The 543-nt window shown below is 68.0% G+C and carries 1 protein-coding gene; it reads right to left on the bottom strand.

The annotated features are described in order from the left end of the window. A partial coding sequence (gene hemH / locus ACKGJN_RS16710) for a ferrochelatase (protein ID WP_409540699.1) occupies window positions 1-543 on the bottom strand: 543 nt, incomplete at both ends.

Genomic DNA, 543 nt, shown 5'->3' with positions numbered 1-543 from the left:
CTGCTCCACCTGCCACTGGTAGGGATCGCCCTGGTCGACGATCTTTTTCGGCAGGCCGTGGGCAGAGAACAGGACCCGCGCCGGCTTGTCGTGGTCGACTTGGCGCAGCGCCTCGCGCAGCCCCGAGGCCACCGCATCGATGAAGCCGCCCTCTTCCGGATAGCAGCAGAGGCTGCGGCTCGGCGCCGTCACACCCGCCGCTCTTGCCTCGCGATGCCACTCTTTCAGCGAGGAGGCCGACGTGGTGGTGGAAAACTGCGGATAGAGCGGCAGCAGGATCACTTGGTCGGGCCTATAGGCGGCCACTTCCTTCGCCGTCTGCCGCGCCCGCGGATGCCAATAGCGCATCGCGACGAACACCTTGGCATCGCTGATGCCCCTGTCAGCGAGCGCCGCAGTCAGCGCCGCCGCCTGGGCCTCGGTGTTCGGCAGCAGCGGCGACCCGCCACCCATCTCGCGGTAGATCTCCTGGGCGACCGGCGCCCGGCGGGTCGAAATCACTTTAGCCAACAGCCAGCGCAGCGGCAGCGGCAGACGGATGAT

This window comes from Gillisia xinjiangensis (assembly GCF_046298265.1).
Taxonomy (GTDB): domain Bacteria; phylum Bacteroidota; class Bacteroidia; order Flavobacteriales; family Flavobacteriaceae; genus Gillisia; species Gillisia xinjiangensis.
The sequence above is the reverse complement of the archived record's forward strand: the minus strand, read 5'-3'. Positions and strand labels throughout refer to the sequence as shown.